Here is a 22538-nt window from a genome sequence, read left to right as displayed (position 1 = left end):
CTGTGCCGTGCGGGCGCGACCGGCCGTCGCGGCGGCCCCTGTGGGGGCCGGGCCGTCATCCCAGCAGGGTCTCCAGGACGACCGCGATGCCGTCCTCCTCGTTGGAGGTCGTCACCTCGTCGGCCACCGCCTTGAGCTCGTCGTGTGCGTTGGCCATGGCCACGCCCCGGGACGCCCAGGCGAACATGGGGATGTCGTTCGGCATGTCGCCGAAGGCGATCGTGTCCGCGGCCCGCAGGCCGAGACGGCGCGCGGCCAGCGAGAGACCCGTGGCCTTGGACAGGCCGAGCGGCAGGAGTTCCACGATCCCCGCGCCGGCCATGGCGACGCTGACGAACCCGCCCGCCGCCTGTCGCGCGGCCTCCGCCAGCTCGTCGTCCCCGAGCGTCGGATGCTGTATGTAGATCTTGTTCAGCGGGGCGGCCCAGAGATCGGACGCGTCGGTGAAGGGCACGGCGGGCAGCGGGCCCGCGACCGCGTACCCCGGGCCCACGAGCACCTCGCCGTCCAGCCCGTCCCGGCTGGCCGCCAGATGCAGCGGGCCGACCTCCGCCTCGATCTTGGCGAGGGCGACCCCGGCCAGCTGCCGGTCGAGGGTGACCGAGGTCAGCAGGCGGTGCGCGCCCGCGTCGTAGACCTGGGCGCCCTGGCCGCAGACGGCGAGGCCGTCGTAGCCGAGGTCGTCCAGGACGTGCCGGGTCCAGGGGACGGCCCGGCCGGTGACGACGATGTGGGCCGCGCCCGCCGCGGTCGCCGCGGCGAGCGCGTCACGGGTGCGCTGGGAGACGGATCCGTCGGAGCGCAGCAGCGTCCCGTCGAGGTCGGTGGCGACGATCCCGTAGGGGAAGCTCACTTGGCCACCGGCTCCAGGACCTCCCGGCCGCCCAGGTAGGGGCGCAGCACCTCGGGGACGCGGACGGAGCCGTCGGCCTGCTGGTGGTTCTCCAGGATCGCCACGATGGTGCGCGGTACGGCGCACAGCGTGCCGTTGAGCGTGGCGAGCGGCTTGACCTGCTTGCCGTCGCGGACCCGGATGGACAGCCGGCGGGACTGGAACTCGGTGCAGTCCGAGGTCGAGGTCAGCTCGCGGTACTTGCCCTGGGTCGGGATCCACGCCTCGCAGTCGAACTTGCGGGCGGCCGAGGAGCCGAGGTCACCGGAGGCGACGTCGATCACGCGGAACGGCAGCTCCAGCGAGGTCAGCCACTGCTTCTCCCAGTCCAGCAGGCGCTGGTGCTCCGCCTGGGAGTCCTCCGGCGCGACGTACGAGAACATCTCGACCTTGTCGAACTGGTGGACGCGGAAGATGCCCCGGGTGTCCTTGCCGTGCGAGCCGGCCTCGCGGCGGAAGCAGGGCGAGAAGCCCGCGTACCGCAGCGGCAGCTTGTCGGCGTCGATGATCTCGTCCATGTGGTAGGCCGCGAGCGCCACCTCGGAGGTGCCGACCAGGTACAGGTCGTCCTTGTCCAGGTGGTAGACGTCCTGCGCGGCCTGGCCGAGGAAGCCGGTGCCGGCCATGGACTGCGGGCGGACCAGCGCCGGGGTGAGCATCGGGGTGAAGCCGGCCGCGGTGGCCTGGGCCATCGCCGCGTTCACCAGGGCCAGCTCCAGCAGGGCGCCGACGCCGGTGAGGAAGTAGAAGCGGGAGCCGGAGACCTTGGCGCCGCGCTCGACGTCGATCGCGCCGAGCCGCTGGCCCAGCTCCAGGTGGTCCTTGGGCTCGAAGCCCTCGGCGCCGAAGTCGCGGATGGTGCCGTGCGTCTCCAGGGTGACGAAGTCCTCCTCGCCGCCGACCGGGACGTCGGGGTGGACGAGGTTGCCGAGCCGGAGCAGCAGCTCCTGGGTCTCGGCGTCGGCCGCGTCGCGCTCGGCGTCGGCGGCCTTGACGTCGGCCTTCAGCTGCTCGGCGCGCTTGAGCAGTTCGGCCTTCTCGTCACCGGTGGCCTTGGGGATCTGCTTGCCGAGCTGCTTCTGTTCGGCGCGCAGTTCGTCGAAGCGGACGCCGGAGGACCTGCGCCGCTCGTCGGCAGACAGGAGGGAGTCGACGAGCGCGACGTCCTCTCCACGGGCGCGCTGGGACGCGCGCACACGGTCGGGGTCCTCACGGAGCAGGCGAAGGTCAATCACAGGGCCAAGGCTACCGGTGCCGGGTTGTCGCTCACGAATCACTATTCCGGCGCGCTTGGATTTGCGGCTTACGGTGCGTTATGCGCTAATTGCGAGCCGTGTCAAGGGAAAGTGTCTCACTCCCTGGGACGGGGCAGGCCGCAGGCGCCCCGTTGACTGGATTTCCTTGTGGAGAACGGGATTTGGGGACCCGGTTGTCCACAGAAATCCACACTCTCGGAAGAGTTATCCACAGGGTGTGGGGAAGGGCTGTGGATGCTGGAATTGATCACTCCGGAACTCTCCGGGGTGATGGGTGGGCGTGCAGAATTCCTCGGCCAAAGTGGATCGAGACCCACTTTCGGGTGGAAAACGGTCGTCCTAAAAGATGAACCGAAGGAAACGGGTGGACGAAGAGCGAGTCAGGTGATGGTTGCCCCGTCTGGGCCCCGTGGGGCGATTTGTCGACTGGATCACCCTGTGCTGTCGACTTGTCCCCAGGTCGAGAAGGGCACCTGTGGATAACTCCTGTGGATAACGTTGATACGCAGGTAGGACTGGCTAGAAGCGGCCGTCCTGGCAGCGTGCCACCCAGTCCGCCGCGCGCATGAACTCCTCGTCCGAGGTCCCGGTCTGCGCGGGCCCGGCCTCCCCCGGCTCCACGTCGGCGCGCGGGTACGAGCCGAGGAAGCGCACATCGCGGCAGATCCGCTTCAGCCCGGTCAGCGCCTCCGCCATCCGCCGGTCCGAGATGTGGCCCTCGGCGTCCACGCAGAAGCAGTAGTTGCCGATCCCGGCGCCGGTCGGCCGGGACTGGAGCAGCATCAGGTTGATGCCGCGCGAGGCGAACTCGCCGAGCAGGTCGCGCAGTCCACCGGGGTGGTCGGCGCGCTGCCAGAGCACCACCGAGGTCTTGTCGGCGCCGGTCCGGGCGGCGGGCCGGGCCGGGCGGCCGACCAGCACGAACCGGGTCTGCGCGTTCTCCGCGTCGTGGATCCCGGTCTCCAGGGCCGTGAGGCCGTACCGGGCGGCGGCGAACTCGCCCGCGAAGGCGGCGTCGTAGCGGCCCTCCTGGACCAGCCGGGCGGCGTCCGCGTTGGAGGCCGCCGACTCCCAGACGGCGTCCGGGAGGTTGGCCTTGAGCCAGTTGCGCACCTGCGGCTGGGCCGCGGGGTGGGCCGAGACCGTCTTGATGTCCGCGAGCTGCGTGCCCGGCCGGACCAGCAGCGCGAAGGTGATGGAGAGCAGCACCTCGCGGTAGATCGTCAGCGGCTCGCCGGCGACCAGTCCGTCCAGGGTGGCGGTGATGCCGCCCTCGACCGAGTTCTCGATCGGCACGAACGCCGCCTCGGCCTCGCCGGCCCGCACCGCGTCCAGCGCGGACTGCACCGACACGTACGGGGTCAGCTCCCGGGTGGCCGCCTCCGGCAGCGTCCGCAGGGCCACCTCGGTGAAGGTGCCCTCCGGACCGAGATACGCATAGCTCGCTGGCATGGTCCTCACCCTAATGGCCGTCGGCCGTCCTGGCTCAGCCGTCTCATGACAGCCACTCGACCGGGTGGTTTGATCCCGGAAAGTCCGCAGAGCGCACAGGGCGTCGGCTAGAGGATCGGGTCCGTCGGCAGCTCGATGTCCGGCCTCAGCCCTCCAGCAGCCGCTGCCCCACGTACTCGCCCTTCGCGGCCCCGCCCGGCACCGCGAACAGCGCGCTCGCCTCGTGCCGGATGAACCGCGACAGCGCGTCGCCGCGGTCGAGCTTGCGCTGCACCGGCACGAAGCCCCGCAGCGGATCGGCCTGCCAGCAGACGAAGAGCAGGCCGGCGTCCGGGGTCCCGTCCGCGTCGAAGCCGTCGTGGTACGAGAACGGGCGCCGCAGCATGGCCGCCCCGCCGTTCTTGTCCGGCCGGGTGATCCGCGCGTGCGCGGTGAGCGGGATCACGTACTCGCCCCGGGCGTCGGTCTTGTCCAGCTCCATCGGGCTGGTCTCCCCGCCCCCGGTCAGCGGCGCCCCGTCGGCCTTGCGGCGCCCGATGACCTGCTCCTGGGCGGTCTGCGACAGCTTCTCCCAGTCGTCCAGCAGCATGCGGATCCGGCGTACGACGGCGTAGGAGCCGTGCGCCATCCACGCGGGCTCCCCCGAGGCGGGCACGAAGACCTGCTGCTCGAAGGCGGCGTCCGTCGGCTTCGGATTGCCGGTGCCGTCGATCTGGCCCATCAGGTTGCGGGCCGTCATCGGGTGGGCGGTGGCGCCCGGGGTGCGGTTGAAGCCGTTCATCTGCCAGCGCACCCGCGCGGCCGAACCGGCGTCCTTCTGGATCGCGCGCAGGGCGTGGAAGGCGACCAGGGCGTCGTTCGCGCCGATCTGCACGAACAGATGGCCGTCGCTGCGCGCCTTGTCGAGGCGGTCGGAGGAGAAGGCCGGCAGCGGGTCGAGCGCGGTGGGCCGCTGCTTCTCCAGGCCGGTGCGGGAGAAGAAGTCGTGGCCGAAGCCGAAGGTGACGGTCAGCGAGGAGGGGCCCGCGTCGCGCGCCACGGCGGTGTCGTCGTGCGGCGCCGGCTCGCCCGCCATCAGCCGCTCGGCCGTCGCCGACCAGCGGCGCAGCAGGGCCGCCGCCTCCGTGCGGCCCGCGCCCGCCACCAGGTCGAAGGCGACGAGATGGCCGCACGCCTGGAGCCCCTCGGTGATGCCGGGCTGATGTTTCCCGTGAAACATCGCCCGGTCGGAGCCGACGGAGGTGAGCGGGGTGGCCTGGGCGGGCGCGGTGGCACGGCCGATGGCGCCGCCCGCCGCGCCGAGCACCAGTCCGGAGGCCCCCGCGGTGCCGAGCAGGGTGCGCCGGGAGACGCCGCCCGCCTCGGCGCGGGCCGCGTTCACCGGGGCCTCGGGGGTGCGGGCCGCCGGGATGGACTGTTCGGTCATGGTCTGGTTCAGCCGATCTGCGCGTTCTTGGAGACGGTCACTTCGTCGATGTCGGAGGTGCGTACGGTGACGGCGACCTTCCAGTCGCCGGCCATCGGGATCTGTACCGAGTCCGCGGACCAGTGTCCGGTGGTGATGTGCTCGGCGGTCACGGCGAGCGGGCCGATCTTCTTCGCCTCCAGGGTGAGGGCGACCTTCACCTCGGGGACGTCGAAGGGCCGGCCGTCGGGCTTGCGGACGAAGAGGTGCAGCTGGTTGGTGCCCGCGCGGGCGGGGTCGAGGTCGAGGGAGACCACGCCCTTGCCGTCGGCGCCGCCCGTGTCGAAGGGCAGGGTCAGGGAGCCGTTCGGGGCCGTCGTGGCGGTGCCGGCCGAGGTGGCGGCCCTGGCCTCCTGCTCGGTGCGACCGGACTCGGTCTGCGTCAGCGCGGTGGTGACGGCGAGCAGGAGGACGGCGACGGCGGCCTCGGCGAGCACCGAGCGGCGCAGCCGGTAGCGTCCCGTGTCCCCGTCCCGCAGCCGCTTGCGCCGGGCGGTGTCCATCGCGGCCCGCTGCCGGGCGAGCTGGGCGGCACGCCGGGCGTCGCCGCCGTCCGCCGGGTGGTCCTCCGCCGCGTTCGCGTCCTGCCCGGCGGCCGTCGAGGCGGCGACGCTCTCCTTCTCGGCCTCCGCCTCCTCGGCCTCCGTGCCGCCCGCGGCCCGGTCGGTGAGCCGTCCGGTCCAGCGCCGGGACGCCGAGGCGATGCCGACCATGAGCGCCACCAGGGCGATCTTGGCCAGCAGCAGCTGGCCATAGCGGGTACCGGTGAAGGCGGACCAGGAGCCGAGCTGGCGCCAGGACTGGTAGACGCCGGTGACGACGAGGACGAGGACGGAGCCGAAGGCCAGCCGGGAGAAGCGCCGCACGGCCGTGGCCTCGACCGGGGTCCCGGCGGGCGCCCGGTACAGGGCGACCAGGAGCGCGGTGAGCCCGCCCAGCCAGGCGGCGACGGCGAGCAGGTGGACGACGTCGACCGGCATGGCGATGCCCGGCTGGAGCCCCACCGAGGCGTGCTCGGACACCGCCCAGCTGGTCGCGAGCCCGGCCGCCACGACCACGCCCCCGATCCCCAGCCCGAAGGTCAGGTCCCGCTTCTCCGCGCCCTCCTCGCGCCGCTGGTAGGAGCCGAAGAGCACGGCGATGAACAGCGCGGCGGCGGCGAGCAGCAGCAGCCGGGAGACCAGCGCGGCGCCCGGCTTGGTCTGCAGCACCTGGCCGAGCAGCCCGAGGTCGAAGACGTCGGCGAGCTTGCCGGTGGTGGTGTAGGAGCCGCGCAGCAGCAGCAGCCACAGGGTGGCCGCGGTCAGCGCCAGCCAGCCGCCGACCACCAGCCGTTGCAGGGCCCGTACGCCCGCGCCGCGCCGCCAGCAGACCAGTACGAAGGCGGTGCCGCCCGCGAGCACGATGAAACCGGCGTACGACACGTACCGCCCGAAGGCGTAGAGGCCGCCGACGATCCCGCCGCCCACGGCCGTCGCGGCGTCGGGGACCACGGTCTTCGAGGGCGCCCCGACGGAGAAGGTGTAGGCGCCGGCCACGGGGTGGCTGTCGGCGGAGACGACCTGGTAGGTGACCGTGTAGGTGCCCTTGCCCAGGCCGCTTTCGAGGTTCACGGCGTACGTCGTGCCGCGCACGTTGGCGGGCGCGCCGGTCTGCACCGGTCTGCCCTTGGGGTCGAGGACCCGCAGGGAGCCCTCGTTCATCGCCACCTTCTCGGAGAAGGTGAGCGACACCCGGGCGGGCGGCTGTGCGACCACCACCCCCTGCGCGGGGTCGCTGCCGGTCAGCGCCGCGTGCGCGGAGGCCGGGCCGGCCCCCGCGAGCAGCGTGCCGGTGACGGCGAGGAGCAGCAGCAACAGGTTCCGCAGTCGGGGGGTGATGGTCCGGGTCACGGTGTCCCTTCCCTCAGTGGCCGGTCGACGGGTGGTACGTGGCGGACTCCACCGGCATCCGGACCGTGAGCGGCGCGGACGAGGCGAAGGTGAGCTTCAGGGTGACCGTCTGGCCCTGCTTCGGCTGGTGCCGAAGCTGCTCGAACATCAAGTGGTTGCCACCGCTCTTGAAGACGAGCCGGCCGTGGGCGGGTATGGGGAAGGAGGACTGCTCCCGCATCTCGCCGCCCACGGTGCTGTGCATGGTGATCCGGCCGGCGGCGGCACTGGTCACCGAGGTCAGTTCGTCCTTCGCGGCGCCCTTGTTGGTGATCGTCAGGAAGCCGGCGGCCATGTCGGCGGAGACCGGCTGCGGCATGTACGACCCGCTCACCGACAGCTCGGCCTTCGCCGGAGCCGGTTTCGAGCAGCCCGCGAGGGCGAGCGCGCCGGCGAGCGCGGCGGCCGTGCCGAGCACCGCGGGGCGACGGCTCACGGCTTGGCCCCCTCGACGAGCTTGGGCAGGTCCTTGATGTAGTCGTCGACCGTGGCTTCCTCGCCGATGAGCACGTAGCCGCCGTTCGTCTTCGGTGAGAAGGCGACGACCTGGGTGCCGTGCACGGAGACGAGCTTGCCGTTCTTGTCCTTCGTCGTCGGCTCCACCGAGATGCCGACGGAGCGGGCGCCCGCCTGGACGGTCTTGAAGTCGCCGGTCAGGCCGATGAACCGGGGGTCGATGCCCTTGAGCCAGCTGCCGAGCGCGGCCGGCGTGTCCCGGCCGGGATCGGTGGTCACGAAGACGACGCGCAGGTCGTCGCGCTGGGCCGGGGTCAGCGACTTCTGGGCGGCGACGGCGATGTTGCTCATCGTCGTCGGGCAGATGTCGGGGCAGTGCGTGTAGCCGAAGTAGAGCAGGGTCGGATGGCCCTGGGTCTCCTTGCGGAGGTCGTACTTCTTGCCGTGGGTGTCGGTGAGCACCAGGCCGGGCTTGTCCCAGGGCTGGTCGAGGACGGTGGCGGGGCCGCTCTGGCCGGACTCCTGGGAGACCGCGGAGACCGGCGACCGGCCGTCGGAGTCCTGGCTGCCGCAGGCGGAGAGGGTCAGGGTGGCGGCGGCGAGCAGTGCGGCCGCGGCGAACGTCTTCTTGCGCATAGAGAAATGTCCCAGATGTGAGATATCCGGCGCGCACCGGGGTCGTGCGGGGGCTTGCGAGAAGCCTGGCACGTCCCCGGCGCGCGCTGCGGAACGGTGGGCTCAGGCGGTGCGGCGGCGTCCGGCGAAGACGCCGTAGGCCACGCCCGCGGCGCCGACGACGATGCCGGCCACGCCGAGCACCCGGGCGGTGGTGTCACTGCCGCCGCCGGAGCCGGTGGCGGCGGTGCCGTCGGTCTTGTCGGCGGCGGCGCTCGCCGTGCCGTGCTCGCCGGCCGGGGCGGTCAGCTGGAGCACCGGGGCGGGGTTCTGCGGCTCGTCCTGGCCGGGCTGCGGTACCTCGATCCAGCGCACGACCTGCTTGTCGGAGTACGTCTGGAGCGCCTTGAACACCAGCTGGTCGGTGTTGTCGGGCAGGGCGCCGACGGAGAGCGGGAACTTCTGGAAGTAGCCGGGCTCGATGCCCTTGCCGTCGGCGGTCCAGGTGACCTTGGTGACGGCCTGGTCGATCGTGTCGCCGTGCACGGTCAGCGGCTTGGCCAGCTTGGCCTTGGTGACCTGGACGTGCCAGCCCGGCACCGGCTCGGCCATCACGGAGGCCAGCGGGTGGTCGGCCGGGAGACTGACCTCGACCTTGGTGGTCGAGGCGTCGTCCCGCTCGTTGGGGACCTTGAAGTCGACGACCGCGTAGCCGCCCTTGGCCGCGGCGCCCTCGGGCTGCACGGTCACGTGCGCGAAGGCGGGGGCGGACAGGGCGAGCACGGCGGTGCCGGCGACGGCGGCACCCGCGGCGAGCCGGGCGGCGGTACGACGGGTCGCGAGGGACGCGATGGGGAAAGCCTGCATGGCAGGAGCACTCCATGGTGAGAGTTCCGGTGAGGAGAAACGGCGCGCGAGCGCGCGCGGACCGCGCGACGGCGGCCGCCTCCTCGGTTCCCGGAGCTGTCCCGGGGCATGGGGCGGGCGCGTCGCGTCAGGCGGCGAGTCGCAGGTCGGCGGCTGGCGGCCCGCGCCGGATCACCGTGTGCTGGAGCGCGAGGGTGTGCGGGGCGGGCGGTTCGTCCCGGTCGCCGCGACGGCCGCGCGGCCAGGGCTCGGCGGCGGGCAGCAGCCCGGCGCACAGGGCGTGCGCCAGCGCGAGCGCCGCGCGCAGGGAACGGACGAGGGCCGTCTCGGCGACTCCGTGCGCCGACAGTTCGAGCAGCCGTCCCACGGCCAGGTCGCCGCGGCGCAGCAGCCAGCCGACGGCGACGGCCGCGAGGACGTGGCCGAGCAGCATCGGCAGCGAGGGCAGCAGGCCCCCGAGGGCGCCGGTGGCCTCGGCCGGGTGCGGCGCGGGCGGCGGGGCGGGGGTGCCCACGGGCCGGCCCGAGCGGTCGATGAGGCGCGCGGCGAGCAGCAGGTGGAAGGAGTGGCCCGGGGTGAGCGCCGAGGCGTTCGCCCCGCACAGCAGCCGTGAGGCCTGCTCCACCAGCGCGGTGTCGGTGAGCGTTCCCGCCGGAGCGGACCGCCCGGTCGGCGCCCCCGCCATGACCATGGCCCCGTGCTGGCCCAGACCGAACAGCGCGTGCAGCGCGGTCTGGCCGAGCGCCAGGAGCGCGGCGGTGCCCGGCAGCGAGCGGGTCCGCCCGGTCAGCGGGGCCACCAGCAGCAGACAGCCGAGGAAGCCCACGCCGAGGGTCCACGGCGGCACGCTCGCGCAGGAGGCCAGCGCGTGCCCGGCCGCGGCCAGCACGACGCAGACCGCGGCGAAGACCGCGGCCCGCGGCATCCGGAGCCCGGCTCCGGGACGCGCCGTGCGCGCGTGGGGGGCAGACATGGCGGGCACATCATCCCACTGCGCCCCCGGCCGTCCTACGCCAGGGCCGGGAGAACTCGTCCGACGGCCGCCGATCGGGTACGTCCCTCATACACCGTTTCCTCCCGGACCGCGTCGGCTGTATGGGCGCAGTCACGGCGATCGTGTGCTTATGGCCGTTCACGGGCGGCAATACGTAACGGTATGTCGAGCCGCGGCCGGGAGGCTGGAGCATGAGCGTCTGGTGGTCACTCCATCTGCGGCGGGAGGCGGCGAGCGTGCCGCTCGCCCGGCGGCTGCTGCTCGGCACCATGGAGACGGTCGGGGTGGACCCGGAGATCTCCTACGACCTGGCCGTCGCCCTCGGCGAGGCCTGCGCGAACGCCGTCGAGCACGGCGGGAGCGGCGGCACCCCGGCGGGGTACCGGGTGACCGCGTACCTCGACGGCGAGAGGTGCCGTATCGAGGTGGCCGACTCCGGGCCCGGCTTCGCGCACACCCGGCGATCGCGGCCCGCCCGTCCGGACGCCGAGCACGGCCGGGGCCTGTGCCTGATCCGGGAACTCGCCGACCACGTCCGCATCGGCCCCGAACCCGGCCGCCGCGGCACGGTGGTCAGCTTCGACAAGATCCTCAAGTGGCGCGACGACTCCCCGCTGCCGGCGGTGTAGCGCCATAGTGGTGGGATGCAGACCGACAACGGGGAACTGGCGGCCGGGGTGACGCTCCGGCTGCTCACGGCCGGGGACGCGGAGGCGCTGGCGGCCGCCTACACCGCCAACCGCGCCCACCTGGCGCCATGGGATCCGGTGCGTCCGGAGGCCTTCTTCACCCCCGAGGGCCAGCGGCAGCGGATCCAGGGGCTGCTGCGGCAGCACGCCGAGGACTCGTTGGTGCCCTGGGTGTTCGAGGAGGCGGACGGGCGGATCGTCGGGGCCATCACCCTGACGGGGATCTCCCGGGGGCCCTTCTGCAGCGCGCACCTGGGCTACTGGGTCGCCGCCGACCGGCAGGGCCGGGGGCTGGCCGGCGCGGCCGTGGCGCGGGTGTGCACGCTCGCCCGGGACGAGGTGGGGCTGCACCGCATCGAGGCGTCCACGCTGGTGGAGAACGCCGGTTCGCAGCGGGTGCTGGCGAAGTCCGGGTTCCAGGAGATCGGCACGGCCCCCGACTACCTGCACATCAACGGCCGGTGGCGCGACTGCCGGCTCTTCCAGCGGATCCTGCACGACAGGGATCCCGCGTTCTAGGGAAAAGGCGAAACGGCCGGGCACCTCCGCGGTGCCCGGCCGTCCCGGAGCGGATCAGCCCTTCAGGGCGGCCATCCATGCCTCGACCTCGTCGGAGCGCCGCGGCAGACCGGCCGAAAGGTTCCGGTTGCCGGTCTCCGTCACCAGGATGTCGTCCTCGATCCGGACGCCGATCCCCCGGTACTCCTCCGGCACGGTGAGGTCGTCGGCCTGGAAGTACAGACCGGGCTCGACGGTGAGCACCATGCCCGGCTCCAGCACGCCGTCCACGTACGTCTCGGTCCGCGCGGCGGCGCAGTCGTGGACGTCCATGCCGAGCATGTGCCCGGTGCCGTGCAGGGTCCAGCGGCGCTGCAGGCCCAGCTCCAGCACGCGCTCGACCGGGCCCTCGACCAGGCCCCACTCGACCAGCTTCTCGGCCAGCACCCGCTGCGCGGCGTCGTGGAAGTCGCGGTACTTGGCGCCCGGCTGCACCGCCGCGATGCCCGCCTCCTGCGCTTCGTACACGGCGTCGTAGATCTTCTTCTGCAGCTCGCTGTACGTGCCGTTGATCGGCAGGGTGCGCGTGACGTCGGCGGTGTAGAGGGTGTGCGTCTCCACGCCGGCGTCGAGCAGCAGCAGGTCGCCGGAGCGGACGGCACCGTCGTTGCGGACCCAGTGCAGGGTGCAGGCGTGCGGGCCGGCGGCGCAGATGGAGCCGTAGCCGACGTCGTTGCCCTCGACGCGGGCGCGCAGGAAGAAGGTGCCCTCGATGTAGCGCTCGCTGGTGGCCTCGGCCTTGTCGAGGACCTTCACCACGTCCTCGAAGCCGCGCACCGTGGAGTCCACGGCCTTCTGCAGCTCGCCGATCTCGAACTCGTCCTTGATCAGCCGCATCTCGGAGAGGAAGACGCGCAGTTCCTCGTCGCGCTCGGCGGTGACCTTGTCGGTCAGCGCCGCCTCGATGCCGGCGTCGTAGCCGCGTACGACGCGCACCGGGCCGGTGGCCTCGCGCAGCGTGTCGGCCAGCTCGCGCACATCGGCGGCCGGGATGCCGTACAGCGCCTCCGACTCGGCCAGGGAGTGGCGGCGGCCGACCCACAGCTCGCCCTGGCCGTCGAGCCAGAACTCGCCGTTCTCGCGGTTGGAGCGCGGCAGCAGGTAGATCGTGGCCTCGTGGCCCTCGCCCTTGGGCTCCAGGACCAGGACGCCGTCCTCGGTCTGGTTGCCGGTGAGGTACGCGTACTCGACCGACGAGCGGAAGGAGTACTCGGTGTCGTTCGAGCGGGTCTTCAGGTTGCCCGCGGGGACGACCAGGCGCTCGCCCGGGAAGCGCGCGGAGAGCGCGGCGCGGCGACGGGCGGTCTCGGCGGCCTGCGGGATCGGCTGGAGATCGCGCAGTTCGGTGTCGGCCCAGCCGGACTGCATGTTCTCGGCAAGCTCGTCGGACACGCCCGGGTACAGGCCGTTCTTCCGCTGCTTGATGGGCTCTTCGGACTCGGTCTCCGGGGTCGCCGGGTTGAGCTCGTCGGCCACGTGATCCTCCTCGGTACGGCGTGTGATCTTCCCCCGGCGGCCCCCGGCGCTCGCCATGGTGGGCCACGGCGTCGGGGTGGGGGACCCCCACCATCGTACGGTCGTACCGGCGGGGGAACGGGGCGGATGACCTGTTATGCCTGGTCGCGCCCGGCCGGGGGCGGGATCGGGGGATCGCTCAGTCGAAGCGGGCCGCCAGCAGCACGACGTCCTCCTCGCCCTCGGCCGCGTCCCGGCCGTCCGGCAGCACCGCGCGCAGCACGTGGTCGGCGACGGCCCCCGGGTCGCCGCGCAGCGCCCGGGGAACGCTCGCCGCGGCCGTGTGCAGCCGGGTGAAGGCACGGTCCATGGGGTCGCCGGTGCGGTGCAGCAGCCCGTCGGTGTACAGCAGCACCGTCTCCCCGGCCTCGGCCTGGATCTCCACGCTGGGCGCCTCCCAGCAGGAGAGCATGCCGAGCGGGGCGGAGACGGAGGTCTCGGCGAACTCGGTGCGCCGCTCCCCGGTCAGCAGCGGCGGGCTGTGCCCGGCACCGGCCAGGGTGACCCGGCGCAGCGCCGGCTCGCAGTAGGCGAACAGGGCGGTGGCGCAGCGGGCGGGCTCGGTCAGCCGCAGCAGCAGCTCCAGATCGGACAGGACGGCGACCGGGTCCTCGCCCTCCATCACCGCGTAGGCGCGCAGCGAGGCGCGCAGCCGGCCCATGGCGGCCACCGCGCCCGGCCCGGAGCCGGTGACCGAGCCCACGGACAGGCCGAGCCCCGCGTCCGGCAGCGGCAGCGCGTCGTACCAGTCGCCGCCGCCGCGCCGCCCGGTGCGGTGCCGGGCGGCGAGCCGCACGCCGGTCACCCGGGGCAGCCGGGAGGGCAGCAGTTCCTCCGTGATGGCCGCCATGCGGGCGCGGGTCTGCTCCAACTCGCCCAGTCTGGACAGGTGTTCCGCGGCGTGGCGGACGTAGAGGCCGGCCAGGTGGCGCTGGCGCTCATGGGGTTCGGCGGGCTCGTCGTAGAGCCAGACGGCGGCGCCGAGGAGGCCGGTGCCGCCGGTGGTGAGCGGCAGGGCGTAGCTGGCGGCGTAGCCGAGGCGGGCGGCGACCTCGCGGTGCCGGGGGTCGAGGCCCTCCTCGGCGAACAGGTCGGGGTGGACCGCCTCGCTGCCGGGGGCGGTGTCGTACGGCAGCGCGGCGCAGGGGACGGTCTCCAGGTGGCCGAGGTCGGCGCGGCCGAGGCCGAGGCCGGTGGCGGGGCGGGGGCCGAGTCCGTCGCCCGGGTCCAGGACGACGAGGCCGCGGCGGGCGCCGACGAGGGCGGCTCCGGCGCGCAGCAGTTCGTCGAGGGCGGAGTCCAGGGCGTCGGTGCGGGTGAGCCGCTCGGTGAGTTCGTGGAGCGTGGTGAGGTCCGAGACCCAGCCGGCCAGCCGGTCCTGGAGGAGGGTGCCGGGCGCGGGGCCGTGCGGGGCGGGGACGGCGGGGGCCGCGGGGGCGGGGGCGAAGGCGGTGCCCGAGGTGGCCACCGAGGTGGGGGTGGCGGCCGCGACAGTGTGGGCGGAGGTGGGAACGGTGGGATCGATTCCGGCCACTTTCGGGGGGTGCGGGGCGTTCATGGCGTGCGGCCTTCGGACCGGTGCGTAGTGCTGAAAAGCATCGCAAACCCCCATGTGATTCTGCGCCGCTAGCAGTGTCTCCACATGTACACGCACTCGTGAGGGGATGTCCAGCATTGTCCTGCTGGGATTCCTGGTGTCCGAGGGACTGGTGGGGGATTTCTCCGAACCCCTTGCCTTACTGCCAAGTTGGCTCAAAACTGCCTGGGGGAACGGTCCATTGCGATCGACTGTGCTCGCTCCACGGAGCGTCACAACGGTCGTGATGGGTACGTACTCGGAGAAGGCCAGGGGTGGTTGGGGGCCACCCGGAACCTGGCGACGGACCCGGGCGTCATAACCACCGACGGCCGAGCCCCATCCTCCCGTGGCGGAGGCGGAGAGAACCACGCGCGACGGCAAAACGCCATGCTTCGCCACCCCCACGCCGCAACCGCGTCCTGCCTCACGTGCCACGGACGCGGCCGCGGCCGACGTTCGACCCCCTGGGGATCCCCTGCTGCGCGGGGATGTGATGCGCCACCAGGTACGCACAGTGAAGCGATCGACTCATGTTGTGATGTGGACCACGGTGTTGCCAGCGGTGCAACGGAAAGGAACGAGCGCTCATGCGCGAGATCCTCGGAAGGCGACGCAGGCTCCTGTCCAGGCGACGGAACGACGGAAGGCCCGAGCTGCTCGGCACGGCCCTCACCGTCGCGACGGAGTGGCAGTGGCCCGTACTCCCGGGCGTGGCCCCGGACCCCCAGGGCCGGGCCCGCTGCGGCTGCCCCGACCCGGAGTGCACGGTGCCCGGCGCCCACCCCTTCGACCCGGGCCTGCTCGCGGCCACCACCGACGCGCGCATGGTGCGCTGGTGGTGGACCAACCGGCCGAGCGCGCCCATCATCCTCGCGACCGGCGGCAGCGCGCCGTGCGCGGTCAGCCTGCCGGCGCTGGCCGCCTCCCGCGCCCTCGCCCTGCTCGACCGGCGGGGCATGCGCCTCGGCCCGGTGATCGCCTCGCCCACCCGCTGGGCGCTGCTCGTCAAGCCGTACTCCATGGAGCAGTTGGGCGAGCTGCTGTACGCCAAGGACTTCGTCCCCGGCTCCCTGCGCTTCCACGGTGAGGGCGGTTACGTCGCGCTTCCCCCGTCCGAGACCGGCGCGGGCGCGGTGCGCTGGGAGCGGGCCCCGCTGCCCGGCTCGGCGGCGCCCTGGGTGCCGGACGTGGAGGCCGTGGTGGACGCGGTGGTCGACGCCCTCACTCGTACGGGTGTGAGCGCGCCCGAGATGTAGGGGCCGCCCGGCGCGCACGGCCCGGTCGGCGCCCCGCGCTCGTTATCTTCCGCCCATGCTGCGATTTTCTGGGGGATTCGGTACTCGGTGGCGGGGGCGCGGGGGCCCGGCCGCGCCCGGCCCCTCGACGGGGGACCGGGCTCGTGAAGCGGGCCCGGCGCCCGGTGCGGGGACACAGCCGTCTCCTGCGGGCGGGCGCAAGCCCGCCTTGCGCAGGGCCCGTTACGGCAGGTCCGAACCCCGGCGGACACATCTGGTCGGGCTGGCGTTCGTGGTGACGGCCGCCGTCGTGCTGCCGCTGACCGTGGCGTCCGCGGGCCAGGTCGGGGACCTGGGCGAGGCACTGGTGCCCGGCGTGCTCCGGCACGGTGACGCCAAGGACCCGTCGGCGGCCCCGAGCGACTCGCTGCTGGGCCTCGGCCTGGCCACCGCGGCCCGCTGCGGTCCCCAGCTCTCCTCGCCGGCCGGCGTCGAGGCGCAGACCTGTGTGCTGACGCAGGGCGCGGACACCTGGGCGCGCAGCTACTACCGCAACGCCACCGGGTCGTCGCTGGACGCGGAGCTCAGCCTCATGGGACCGCGCGGCCGTACCGTGCGGACGCGCTGCGAGACGGGGACCGACGACGAGCCCGCGACCTGTGAGACCCCCCGTGAGCGCGGCAGGGGCGGTCCGGACGACTACACGGCCGTCGCCGAGTTCGCCGAGCGGGGGTCCGAGGGCCGGCTGCTGTTGCGTTCGGGCAGCAACTCCGGTGAGAGGGACGGCGGTTGACGCCGTGCGACGCTTCGGTCACCGAGTGCGGACATGGAAAGACCCGGTTGCTGGCGACGGGGGATGCACCAGCAACCGGGCTACTGGAACGGTAACAAGAGATCGGCCGTTCGCAAATTCCGACTCAGTCATTCGGCCACCGTTTTCCCGCGGATTTCCCTGTCGGGACCGGGAGTTGTGACCGGAGTCACCTGTTCGGCGGCCCGGTGTCATCACTGACCTACCGGTCGGTCATGACACCCGTGGCGCCCGCGTCAGCTCAGCGTGACCTGCCGGTTGGTCAGTCCGCCGCGTGCCCGCCGCTCCTCCGCGGTGAGCGGTTCCTCGACCGCGAGGGCGGCGGCCAGCCGCTCGGCGAACTCCGCCGCCGGCTTCTCCACGTCCTGCGCGCCGACCCCGCTCGGCAGGTCCCAGACCGGGACGGTGAGCCCGTGAGCACGGAAGGAGCCCACGAGTCGGGTGCCCTCGCCGAGGCTGGAGCGGCCCGCCGCGTGCAGCCGCGCGAGAGCGTCCAGAAGCCGCTCCTCCGGGTGGGGCATCACCCAGCGCAGGTGGTTCTTCTCCGGGGTCTCGCACCAGTACGCGGCGTCCACCCCGGACAGCCGCACCGTCGGGATCGCGGCCGCGTTGGCCCGCTCCAGGGAGGCGGCGACCTCCGGCGTGGCGTTCTCCGCGTCCGGCACCCAGAACTCGAAGCCGCTGTGCACCACCGGCTCGAACGGGCCCTCGGGGTCGATCAGTTCCTGCAGCCGGGGACCGTCGGCGGGGGCGCGCCGCCCCTGCACCGGGGTGCCCGGCTCCGCCACCAGCGCGCGCTGGAGCGTGTCGGCCAGGTCGCGGCTGATGTCGCCGGAGGCCGTGTCGTTCTGGAGGCCGAGCAGGACCGAGCCGTCGTCGCGGCGCAGGGCCGGCCAGGCCATCGGCAGCACCGTGGCGAGCGTGACCGACGGGACGTCCTCGGGCAGGCCGTCCGTGAGGGTCAGCTCGACCGTCGCGGCCGGGACCAGCTCGCGCAGCGCCACCCAGTCGCACTCGCCGGGCAGGCCCTCGAACGGGCGCCGCACCAGCTCGGTCACGGCGTGCGCGGCCTCCCGGCCGTGGCACGCCTTGTAGCGCCGGCCGCTGCCGCAGGGGCAGGGCTCACGGCCGCCGACCACCGGAATGGCACCGTCGGCGCCCGCCCCGCCCGCCGGCTGCGGGCGCTTGGCCTTGGTCTGGGGTCGCTTCTTGGCCATCGTGGATGTCTCCCGGTTACGGCTCGTCTCGTACGGCGGGAGCCTAGCCGTTCACGCCCCGGCCGACGGGAACCTGTGGACAACGCACCCTCGCGCTGCACACGGCGGGTGATCGCGCCCCAGGGACGGGCGGCCCCGCGCCCCGGTACCGGCGGCGGAAGCGGCACGTCCCGCACCGTTCTCCGCCGCCGGGCCGGGCCCGCAAGCCCTCAGGCCAGGTCCTCGAACGCCTCCGCGAGATCCAGCCCCGCCAGCTCGGGCAGCGCGGACGCGGTGATCGCCGCGGCGACGTGGTCGCGCCGGCAACGGGCGTCCGGGTCGTGCACGTCGCCGTGGACCACCACCCAGACCGTCACCTCGCCGCGCACGTCGTCGCGCACGCCCCAGTCGTCGGCGAGCGCCGTGATGATGTTCAGCCCCCGGCCGCCGTGCGCCGTCACCGAGGGGGTGGCCGGCGCCGGGCGGGTCGGGCCCCCGCCGTCCGTGACCTCCACGATGAGCCGGCCCCGCGGATCGACCCGCCACGCGGCCCGTACGCCGCCCTCCCCGGCCGTGTCGTCCAGCGGCCGGCCGTGTTTGCAGGCATTGCTCAGCAGTTCCGAAAGGATCAGTACGGCGTCGTCGACCACCGCTTCCGGCACGCCTCCGTCGCGCAGCTGCGCGCGCATCCGGCGCCTCGCGTTCCCCACGCCCGCAGGGCCATGGGGTACGGCCATGCACGACGACGTGGGCACCTCCTGTGCCACCACCAACGCCACCCCCGAGACCTCCTTCGCCCCACGCCACGGTGTGGATGCCCCAGCGATCTGTGCCGGAAACCGGCCAATCCTCTTCCGGTGACGCATTCGGCACGGCCGTACACGCGGTGAACGCGCCGGAGCACTCCCGGTGACGGGCGGCCTCACGGGCGGCGGGACGTCAACAGGAGGGCAGGCGGCCGAGCTGGTCCAGCACCGCGCGCGGGCGGTTGGTGATGATGGCGTCGACACCGAGCCGGACGCAGAGGTCGACGTCCTCGGGCTCGTTCACGGTCCACACGTGCACCTGGTGGCCCGCCCGCTTGAGCCGCTCCACGTACCCGGGGTGGCTGCGCACGATGCGCACCGAGGGGCCCGCGATGCCCACCCCGGCGGGCAGCCGGCCGTCGCGCAGCCGGGGCGAGAGCCACTGCACCAGGTAGACCGTCGGCAGCGTGGGCGCGGCCGTGCGCACCCTGTGCAGCGAGCGCGCCGAGAAGCTCATGATCCGCACCGGGGACTCGGCGGCCGTGGCGGGCGCGTCCAGGCCGAACCGCTTGAGCAGGGTGAGCAGCCGCTCCTCGACCTGGCCCGCCCAGCGGGTGGGGTGCTTGGTCTCAATGGCCAGCTCGACCCGGCGCCCGGCGTCCGAGACCAGCTCCAGCAGCCGCTCCAGGGTGAGCACCGAGGTCTCCTCGCGGTCCTCGGGCCGGTGCTCCCAGTCGGGCTCCTCGTCCCGGCCGCGCCAGGCCTCCCGGTTCTTCCACGAGCCGAAGTCCAGCGCGGCGAGGTCGGCCAGTTCCAGGGCGGAGACGGCGCCGCGGCCGTTGGAGGTACGGTTCACCCGCCTGTCGTGGACGCAGACCAGGTGACCGTCGGCGGTCAGCCGCACGTCGCATTCGAGGGCGTCCGCGCCGTCCTCGATCGCCTTCCGGTAGGCGGCCAGGGTGTGCTCGGGCGCGTCCTCGGAGGCGCCCCGGTGGGCGACGACCTGAGGGGAGAACTGTGGTGCGTGGGTCACCGCGTCATGGTCCCACCCCCACGGGGTACGCGGGACGGCGCTCGTACATCCGTACGGCGAACGATGGCGCGCCATGCGTCTGGTTATGTAACTTTTGCCGTCAATGCCCTATGTAAAGAGTGGCCCGGGACCCACAGCCACGGCTTATGGTGCTCTGACGGCCCGTGGGAAAAGCTGACTGCATACAAACTGGAACAGTGAACGCAGGACCATGCGCAGCCGCATCGTGACCGGACACGACCAGCGCGCACGCGCCGCCGAGCGTGCACGAGCGTGTCGAGTGCGACCGAGGACAACAGCCGTGGATCGAGGAGAAGAGCTGTGAGCACCGAGAACGAGGGCAACGAGGTACCCCCGGCCCCGTCCGCGCCTCCCGTGCCGGTGGCCTCTCCCGACGCGTCCCCGCAGGCGCAGGGCGGCACGCCCGGGACCGAGGGGCCGACGGGCGGACCCGAGCAGGCGGCACAGCCGTCCGGGGCCGATCAGCCGGTGGGGCACCAGGCGACGGCTCCGCTGCCGCCCGTCCCCGGCAGCGCTCCCACCACGCCCCCCGCCGGGGCCTGGCCGCCCCCGCCGTCCGGCATCCCCGGCTACGGCGACGGCGCCGCCGGCGCGGGTGGCGGTGCCTGGGGGGCGTCGTACCAGCAGCCCGCCCCCAAGGCGCGCGGCCGCGGCGGCCTGGTCGCGGCGGTCCTGGTGGCCGCGCTGGTCGCGGGCGGCCTGGGCGGCGGTCTCGGCTACACGCTGGCCAAGGACAACGACAACGGCGGCTCCACCACCGTCTCCGCCTCCGACAACGGCGCCGCGCAGATCAAGCGCGCGCCCGGCACCATCGCCAACGTGGCCGCCAAGGCGCTGCCCAGCACGGTCACCATCGAGGCCGAGGGCACCAACGGCGACGGCGGCACCGGCACCGGCTTCGTCTTCGACAAGCAGGGCCACATCATCACCAACAACCACGTGGTGGCGGACGCCCTCGACGGCGGCAAGCTGACCGCGACGTTCCCGGACGGCCGGAAGTACGACGCCGAGGTCGTCGGGCACGCCCAGGGCTACGACGTCGCGGTGGTCAAGCTCAAGAACCCGCCGTCGGACCTCAAGCCCCTCGTCCTCGGCGACTCCGACAAGGTGGCCGTCGGCGACGAGACCATCGCCATCGGCGCCCCCTTCGGCCTGTCCAACACGGTGACCACCGGCATCATCAGCGCCAAGAACCGCCCGGTGGCCTCCAGCGACGGCAGCTCCACGAGCAAGGCGTCGTACATGAGCGCGCTCCAGACCGACGCGTCCATCAACCCGGGCAACTCCGGCGGCCCGCTGCTGGACGCCTCCGGTGCGGTGATCGGGATCAACTCGGCGATCCAGTCCACCGGCAGCAGCGGCGGCTTCGGCTCCGGCGGCCAGTCCGGCTCGATCGGCCTCGGCTTCGCCATCCCGATCAACCAGGCCAGGTACGTCGCCCAGCAGCTGATCAAGACCGGCAAGCCGGTGTACGCCAAGATCGGCGCGTCCGTCTCCCTGGAGGACTCCTCGGACGGCGCGAAGATCACCGACCAGGGCGCGGGCGGCGCCGCCGCGGTCGAGGCGGGCGGCCCCGCCGACAAGGCGGGCCTGAAGCCCGGGGACGTCATCACCAAGCTCGACGACTCGGTGATCGACAGCGGTCCCACCCTGATCGGCGAGATCTGGACGCACCAGCCCGGCGACAAGGTGACGGTCACCTACAAGCGCGGCGGCGAGGAGCACACCGCCGAGCTAACCCTGGGCGCCCGGGTCGGCGACAGCTGATCCCGCGCCCGGTTCGGGTCCGGCGCCCCAGGGCCGGTACGCCGCCCCGCCCCGCCCCCTGACGGGCGGACGCGGGGCGGTGTGCCGGCCCTCGGCATGCGGGCGCGCGGCCGGGACCGGTGCGGGCGCGGCTCCCTCTGGCGCCGGTCCGGCCTACTCGGCCGTGGCGCCCGTGAGCCAGGCCCGGGTGCTGCGCTGATGAAGCAGGACGAGTATCGCCACGCCGACGAGCGCGCCGACGACGGCTCCCGGCGCCCCGCGCAGCAGGTTGACGATCACGCCGAGGATCCACACGGCCGTGGTGACGGTGAGCGTGACGCGCAGCACCGGGCGGCCCGGCCGCAGGAAGAAGACGTGGACGGCGGTGGCGAGCACGGGCAGGAGCGTCAGCACCTCGACGTAAACCGGCAGGTCGTAGTTGCCCAGCGCGATGCCCACCACGGCGATCGCCGCGATGACCAGGCTGACCCAGAGCAGCACGCGCAGCGCCTTCACCGCGCCCGAGGGGTTAGGGAGCCGGTCGGCGGCGGGGACGGACTCCAGCGCGGTGCCGACGATGGCGCGCGGGTCGCCGAGTTCCGCCAGGACGGCCTGCTCCTGCCCGGGCCGTTCGGCGAGGGCGACGTGGATGTGCTCGGCGAGGTCCGCCAGGAGTTCGCCCCTGCGGTCCGCGGGGAGCACCGCCGCCTCGCGTTCGACGGACCGGAGGAAGGACTCGGTGGCGGTGGACTGGGCGAATTCGCTCTTCATGGGTTCCGTCCGGAGTCGGTTGGCGGGGGATCGGACCGGAGGATTCCGTCGACGGCGTCGCGGAACGCGGGCCAGATGCGACTGAACTCCTCCAGCGCGGCGTGCCCGGACTCGGTCAGCCGGTAGTAGCGGCGTGGGGGACCGGAGGCGGACTCGCGCCAGGTGGTGGCGACCAGATCGTCCCGGCGCAGCCGGGACAACAGGGGATAGATGGTGCCCTGACCGGCCGCGAGCGCTCCGCTTGCCGCCAGGGTCTGCACCAACTCCACACCGTAGCGGGGCTCTTCCCGCATCAGTGCGAGCACGCAGTACTCCAGCACGCCTTTGCGCAGTTGGCTCTCGGCCTTGCCGGGAACGCGACCTCTTGCGTCACCCTGTTCCATGCATTGCACAGTACCGGGGTACGTCTTGCCTTGCAAGGTAGCTGGTGCACGCGGCTACCTCCCGCCGCCGTCGGGACCGGAGGCGGAAGCGGCGGGCCCGGAGCGGACCGCATACCCGTCCGACGCCCGATCCCGGTACGCTGTACCCCGCTCCGCCCCAGGTGGGCGGCGCGGGGAGGTGTGCCCGAGCGGCCTAAGGGAACGGTCTTGAAAACCGTCGTGGCAGCGATGTCACCGTGGGTTCAAATCCCACCGCCTCCGCAGAGGTCATGGAAGTGCCGGTCAGCAGGGGTGCTCCTCGGTGAGGGGCGCCCCTTCTGCATGTGC

At 73.2% G+C, this 22538-nt stretch carries 21 protein-coding genes and 1 tRNA gene; 6 read left to right on the top strand and 16 right to left on the bottom strand.

What is annotated here, in order from left to right; translation table 11 throughout:
* Positions 1–55: 55 nt before the first annotated feature.
* From HZZ00_RS36385 to HZZ00_RS36345, 9 genes are all read right to left on the bottom strand, one after another.
* Positions 56–853, bottom strand: a complete 798-nt coding sequence (locus HZZ00_RS36385) for an HAD family hydrolase (protein WP_180330256.1) — start codon at positions 851–853, stop codon at positions 56–58.
* Positions 850–2127, bottom strand: a complete 1278-nt coding sequence (serS, locus tag HZZ00_RS36380; protein ID WP_070028795.1) for a serine--tRNA ligase — start codon at positions 2125–2127, stop codon at positions 850–852. The genes HZZ00_RS36385 and serS overlap by 4 nt, the downstream gene beginning before the upstream one ends.
* 540 nt (positions 2128–2667) lie before the next feature.
* Positions 2668–3600 (bottom strand): prephenate dehydratase, encoded by a 933-nt coding sequence (pheA, locus tag HZZ00_RS36375; protein WP_180330255.1) that lies wholly within the window; start codon positions 3598–3600, stop codon positions 2668–2670.
* Positions 3601–3745: 145 nt separating this feature from the next.
* On the bottom strand, positions 3746–5026 hold the full coding sequence (gene efeB / locus HZZ00_RS36370; RefSeq protein ID WP_180330254.1) for an iron uptake transporter deferrochelatase/peroxidase subunit: 1281 nt from the start codon (positions 5024–5026) through the stop codon (positions 3746–3748).
* An 8-nt stretch (positions 5027–5034) separates the two neighbouring features.
* The gene (locus HZZ00_RS36365) at positions 5035–6957 is read right to left on the bottom strand and encodes a copper resistance CopC/CopD family protein (RefSeq protein ID WP_180330253.1); all 1923 of its coding nucleotides are present in this window, start codon (positions 6955–6957) and stop codon (positions 5035–5037) included.
* 13 nt (positions 6958–6970) lie between these two features.
* The gene (locus HZZ00_RS36360) at positions 6971–7432 is read right to left on the bottom strand and encodes a copper chaperone PCu(A)C (protein WP_180330252.1); all 462 of its coding nucleotides are present in this window, start codon (positions 7430–7432) and stop codon (positions 6971–6973) included.
* Positions 7429–8088, bottom strand: a complete 660-nt coding sequence (locus tag HZZ00_RS36355; RefSeq protein ID WP_180330251.1) for an SCO family protein — start codon at positions 8086–8088, stop codon at positions 7429–7431. Before HZZ00_RS36355 ends, HZZ00_RS36360 begins: the two co-directional genes overlap by 4 nt.
* Before the next feature lie 102 nt (positions 8089–8190).
* Positions 8191–8934, bottom strand: coding sequence for a YcnI family protein (locus HZZ00_RS36350; RefSeq protein WP_180330250.1), 744 nt, complete (start codon positions 8932–8934; stop codon positions 8191–8193).
* A gap of 127 nt (positions 8935–9061) precedes the next feature.
* Positions 9062–9907 carry a hypothetical protein gene (locus HZZ00_RS36345; RefSeq protein ID WP_180330249.1) on the bottom strand — a complete coding sequence of 282 codons (846 nt, stop codon included), beginning with the start codon at positions 9905–9907 and terminating at the stop codon, positions 9062–9064.
* Positions 9908–10119: 212 nt separating this feature from the next.
* Between HZZ00_RS36345 and HZZ00_RS36340 the strand changes: the two genes are divergently transcribed.
* On the top strand, positions 10120–10557 hold the full coding sequence (locus HZZ00_RS36340; protein WP_180330248.1) for an ATP-binding protein: 438 nt from the start codon (positions 10120–10122) through the stop codon (positions 10555–10557).
* A gap of 15 nt (positions 10558–10572) precedes the next feature.
* Positions 10573–11136 (top strand): GNAT family N-acetyltransferase, encoded by a 564-nt coding sequence (locus tag HZZ00_RS36335; RefSeq protein ID WP_180330247.1) that lies wholly within the window; start codon positions 10573–10575, stop codon positions 11134–11136.
* Positions 11137–11190: 54 nt separating this feature from the next.
* Here HZZ00_RS36335 and HZZ00_RS36330 read toward each other — a convergent pair whose 3' ends face one another.
* A complete protein-coding gene (locus HZZ00_RS36330) occupies positions 11191–12651 on the bottom strand; it encodes an aminopeptidase P family protein (RefSeq protein ID WP_180330246.1) in 1461 nt (486 codons plus the stop codon).
* A gap of 178 nt (positions 12652–12829) precedes the next feature.
* On the bottom strand, positions 12830–14365 hold the full coding sequence (locus HZZ00_RS36325) for a PP2C family protein-serine/threonine phosphatase (protein ID WP_180330245.1): 1536 nt from the start codon (positions 14363–14365) through the stop codon (positions 12830–12832).
* 491 nt (positions 14366–14856) lie between these two features.
* Here HZZ00_RS36325 and HZZ00_RS36320 point away from each other — a divergent pair, with 491 nt between their 5' ends.
* Both HZZ00_RS36320 and HZZ00_RS36315 read left to right on the top strand, forming a co-directional pair.
* Positions 14857–15525 (top strand): bifunctional DNA primase/polymerase, encoded by a 669-nt coding sequence (locus tag HZZ00_RS36320; protein WP_070028783.1) that lies wholly within the window; start codon positions 14857–14859, stop codon positions 15523–15525.
* Between the two features lie 208 nt (positions 15526–15733).
* Positions 15734–16297: a hypothetical protein gene (locus tag HZZ00_RS36315; protein WP_374028505.1), complete on the top strand. Its 564-nt coding sequence runs from the start codon at positions 15734–15736 to the stop codon at positions 16295–16297.
* 254 nt (positions 16298–16551) lie between these two features.
* On the opposite strand, the gene HZZ00_RS36310 is transcribed toward HZZ00_RS36315, so the two are convergent.
* The 3 genes from HZZ00_RS36310 to HZZ00_RS36300 form a co-directional block, all read right to left on the bottom strand.
* Complete coding sequence (locus tag HZZ00_RS36310; protein WP_180330244.1) at positions 16552–17532, bottom strand: DUF5926 family protein; 981 nt, start codon at positions 17530–17532, stop codon at positions 16552–16554.
* Between the two features lie 209 nt (positions 17533–17741).
* Complete coding sequence (locus tag HZZ00_RS36305) at positions 17742–18377, bottom strand: ATP-binding protein (RefSeq protein WP_070028781.1); 636 nt, start codon at positions 18375–18377, stop codon at positions 17742–17744.
* Positions 18378–18450: 73 nt separating this feature from the next.
* A complete protein-coding gene (locus HZZ00_RS36300; RefSeq protein WP_180330243.1) occupies positions 18451–19290 on the bottom strand; it encodes a glycerophosphodiester phosphodiesterase in 840 nt (279 codons plus the stop codon).
* Between the two features lie 321 nt (positions 19291–19611).
* Here HZZ00_RS36300 and HZZ00_RS36295 point away from each other — a divergent pair, with 321 nt between their 5' ends.
* Positions 19612–21078: a S1C family serine protease gene (locus HZZ00_RS36295; protein WP_180330242.1), complete on the top strand. Its 1467-nt coding sequence runs from the start codon at positions 19612–19614 to the stop codon at positions 21076–21078.
* 153 nt (positions 21079–21231) lie between these two features.
* Here the strand turns inward: HZZ00_RS36295 and HZZ00_RS36290 are convergent, their stop codons facing one another.
* Both HZZ00_RS36290 and HZZ00_RS36285 read right to left on the bottom strand, forming a co-directional pair.
* Positions 21232–21828, bottom strand: coding sequence for a hypothetical protein (locus tag HZZ00_RS36290; protein ID WP_180330241.1), 597 nt, complete (start codon positions 21826–21828; stop codon positions 21232–21234).
* A complete protein-coding gene (locus HZZ00_RS36285) occupies positions 21825–22211 on the bottom strand; it encodes a PadR family transcriptional regulator (RefSeq protein ID WP_180330240.1) in 387 nt (128 codons plus the stop codon). The genes HZZ00_RS36290 and HZZ00_RS36285 overlap by 4 nt, the downstream gene beginning before the upstream one ends.
* A 174-nt stretch (positions 22212–22385) precedes the next feature.
* On the opposite strand from HZZ00_RS36285, the gene HZZ00_RS36280 reads away from it, so the two are divergent.
* Positions 22386–22472 (top strand) — tRNA-Ser (locus HZZ00_RS36280).
* The last annotated feature ends 66 nt before the right edge of the window (positions 22473–22538 follow it).

The organism is Streptomyces sp. NEAU-sy36, assembly GCF_013423905.1.
Lineage (GTDB): Bacteria > Actinomycetota > Actinomycetes > Streptomycetales > Streptomycetaceae > Streptomyces > Streptomyces misionensis.
This window is presented reverse-complemented; position numbering and strand designations above follow the sequence as displayed.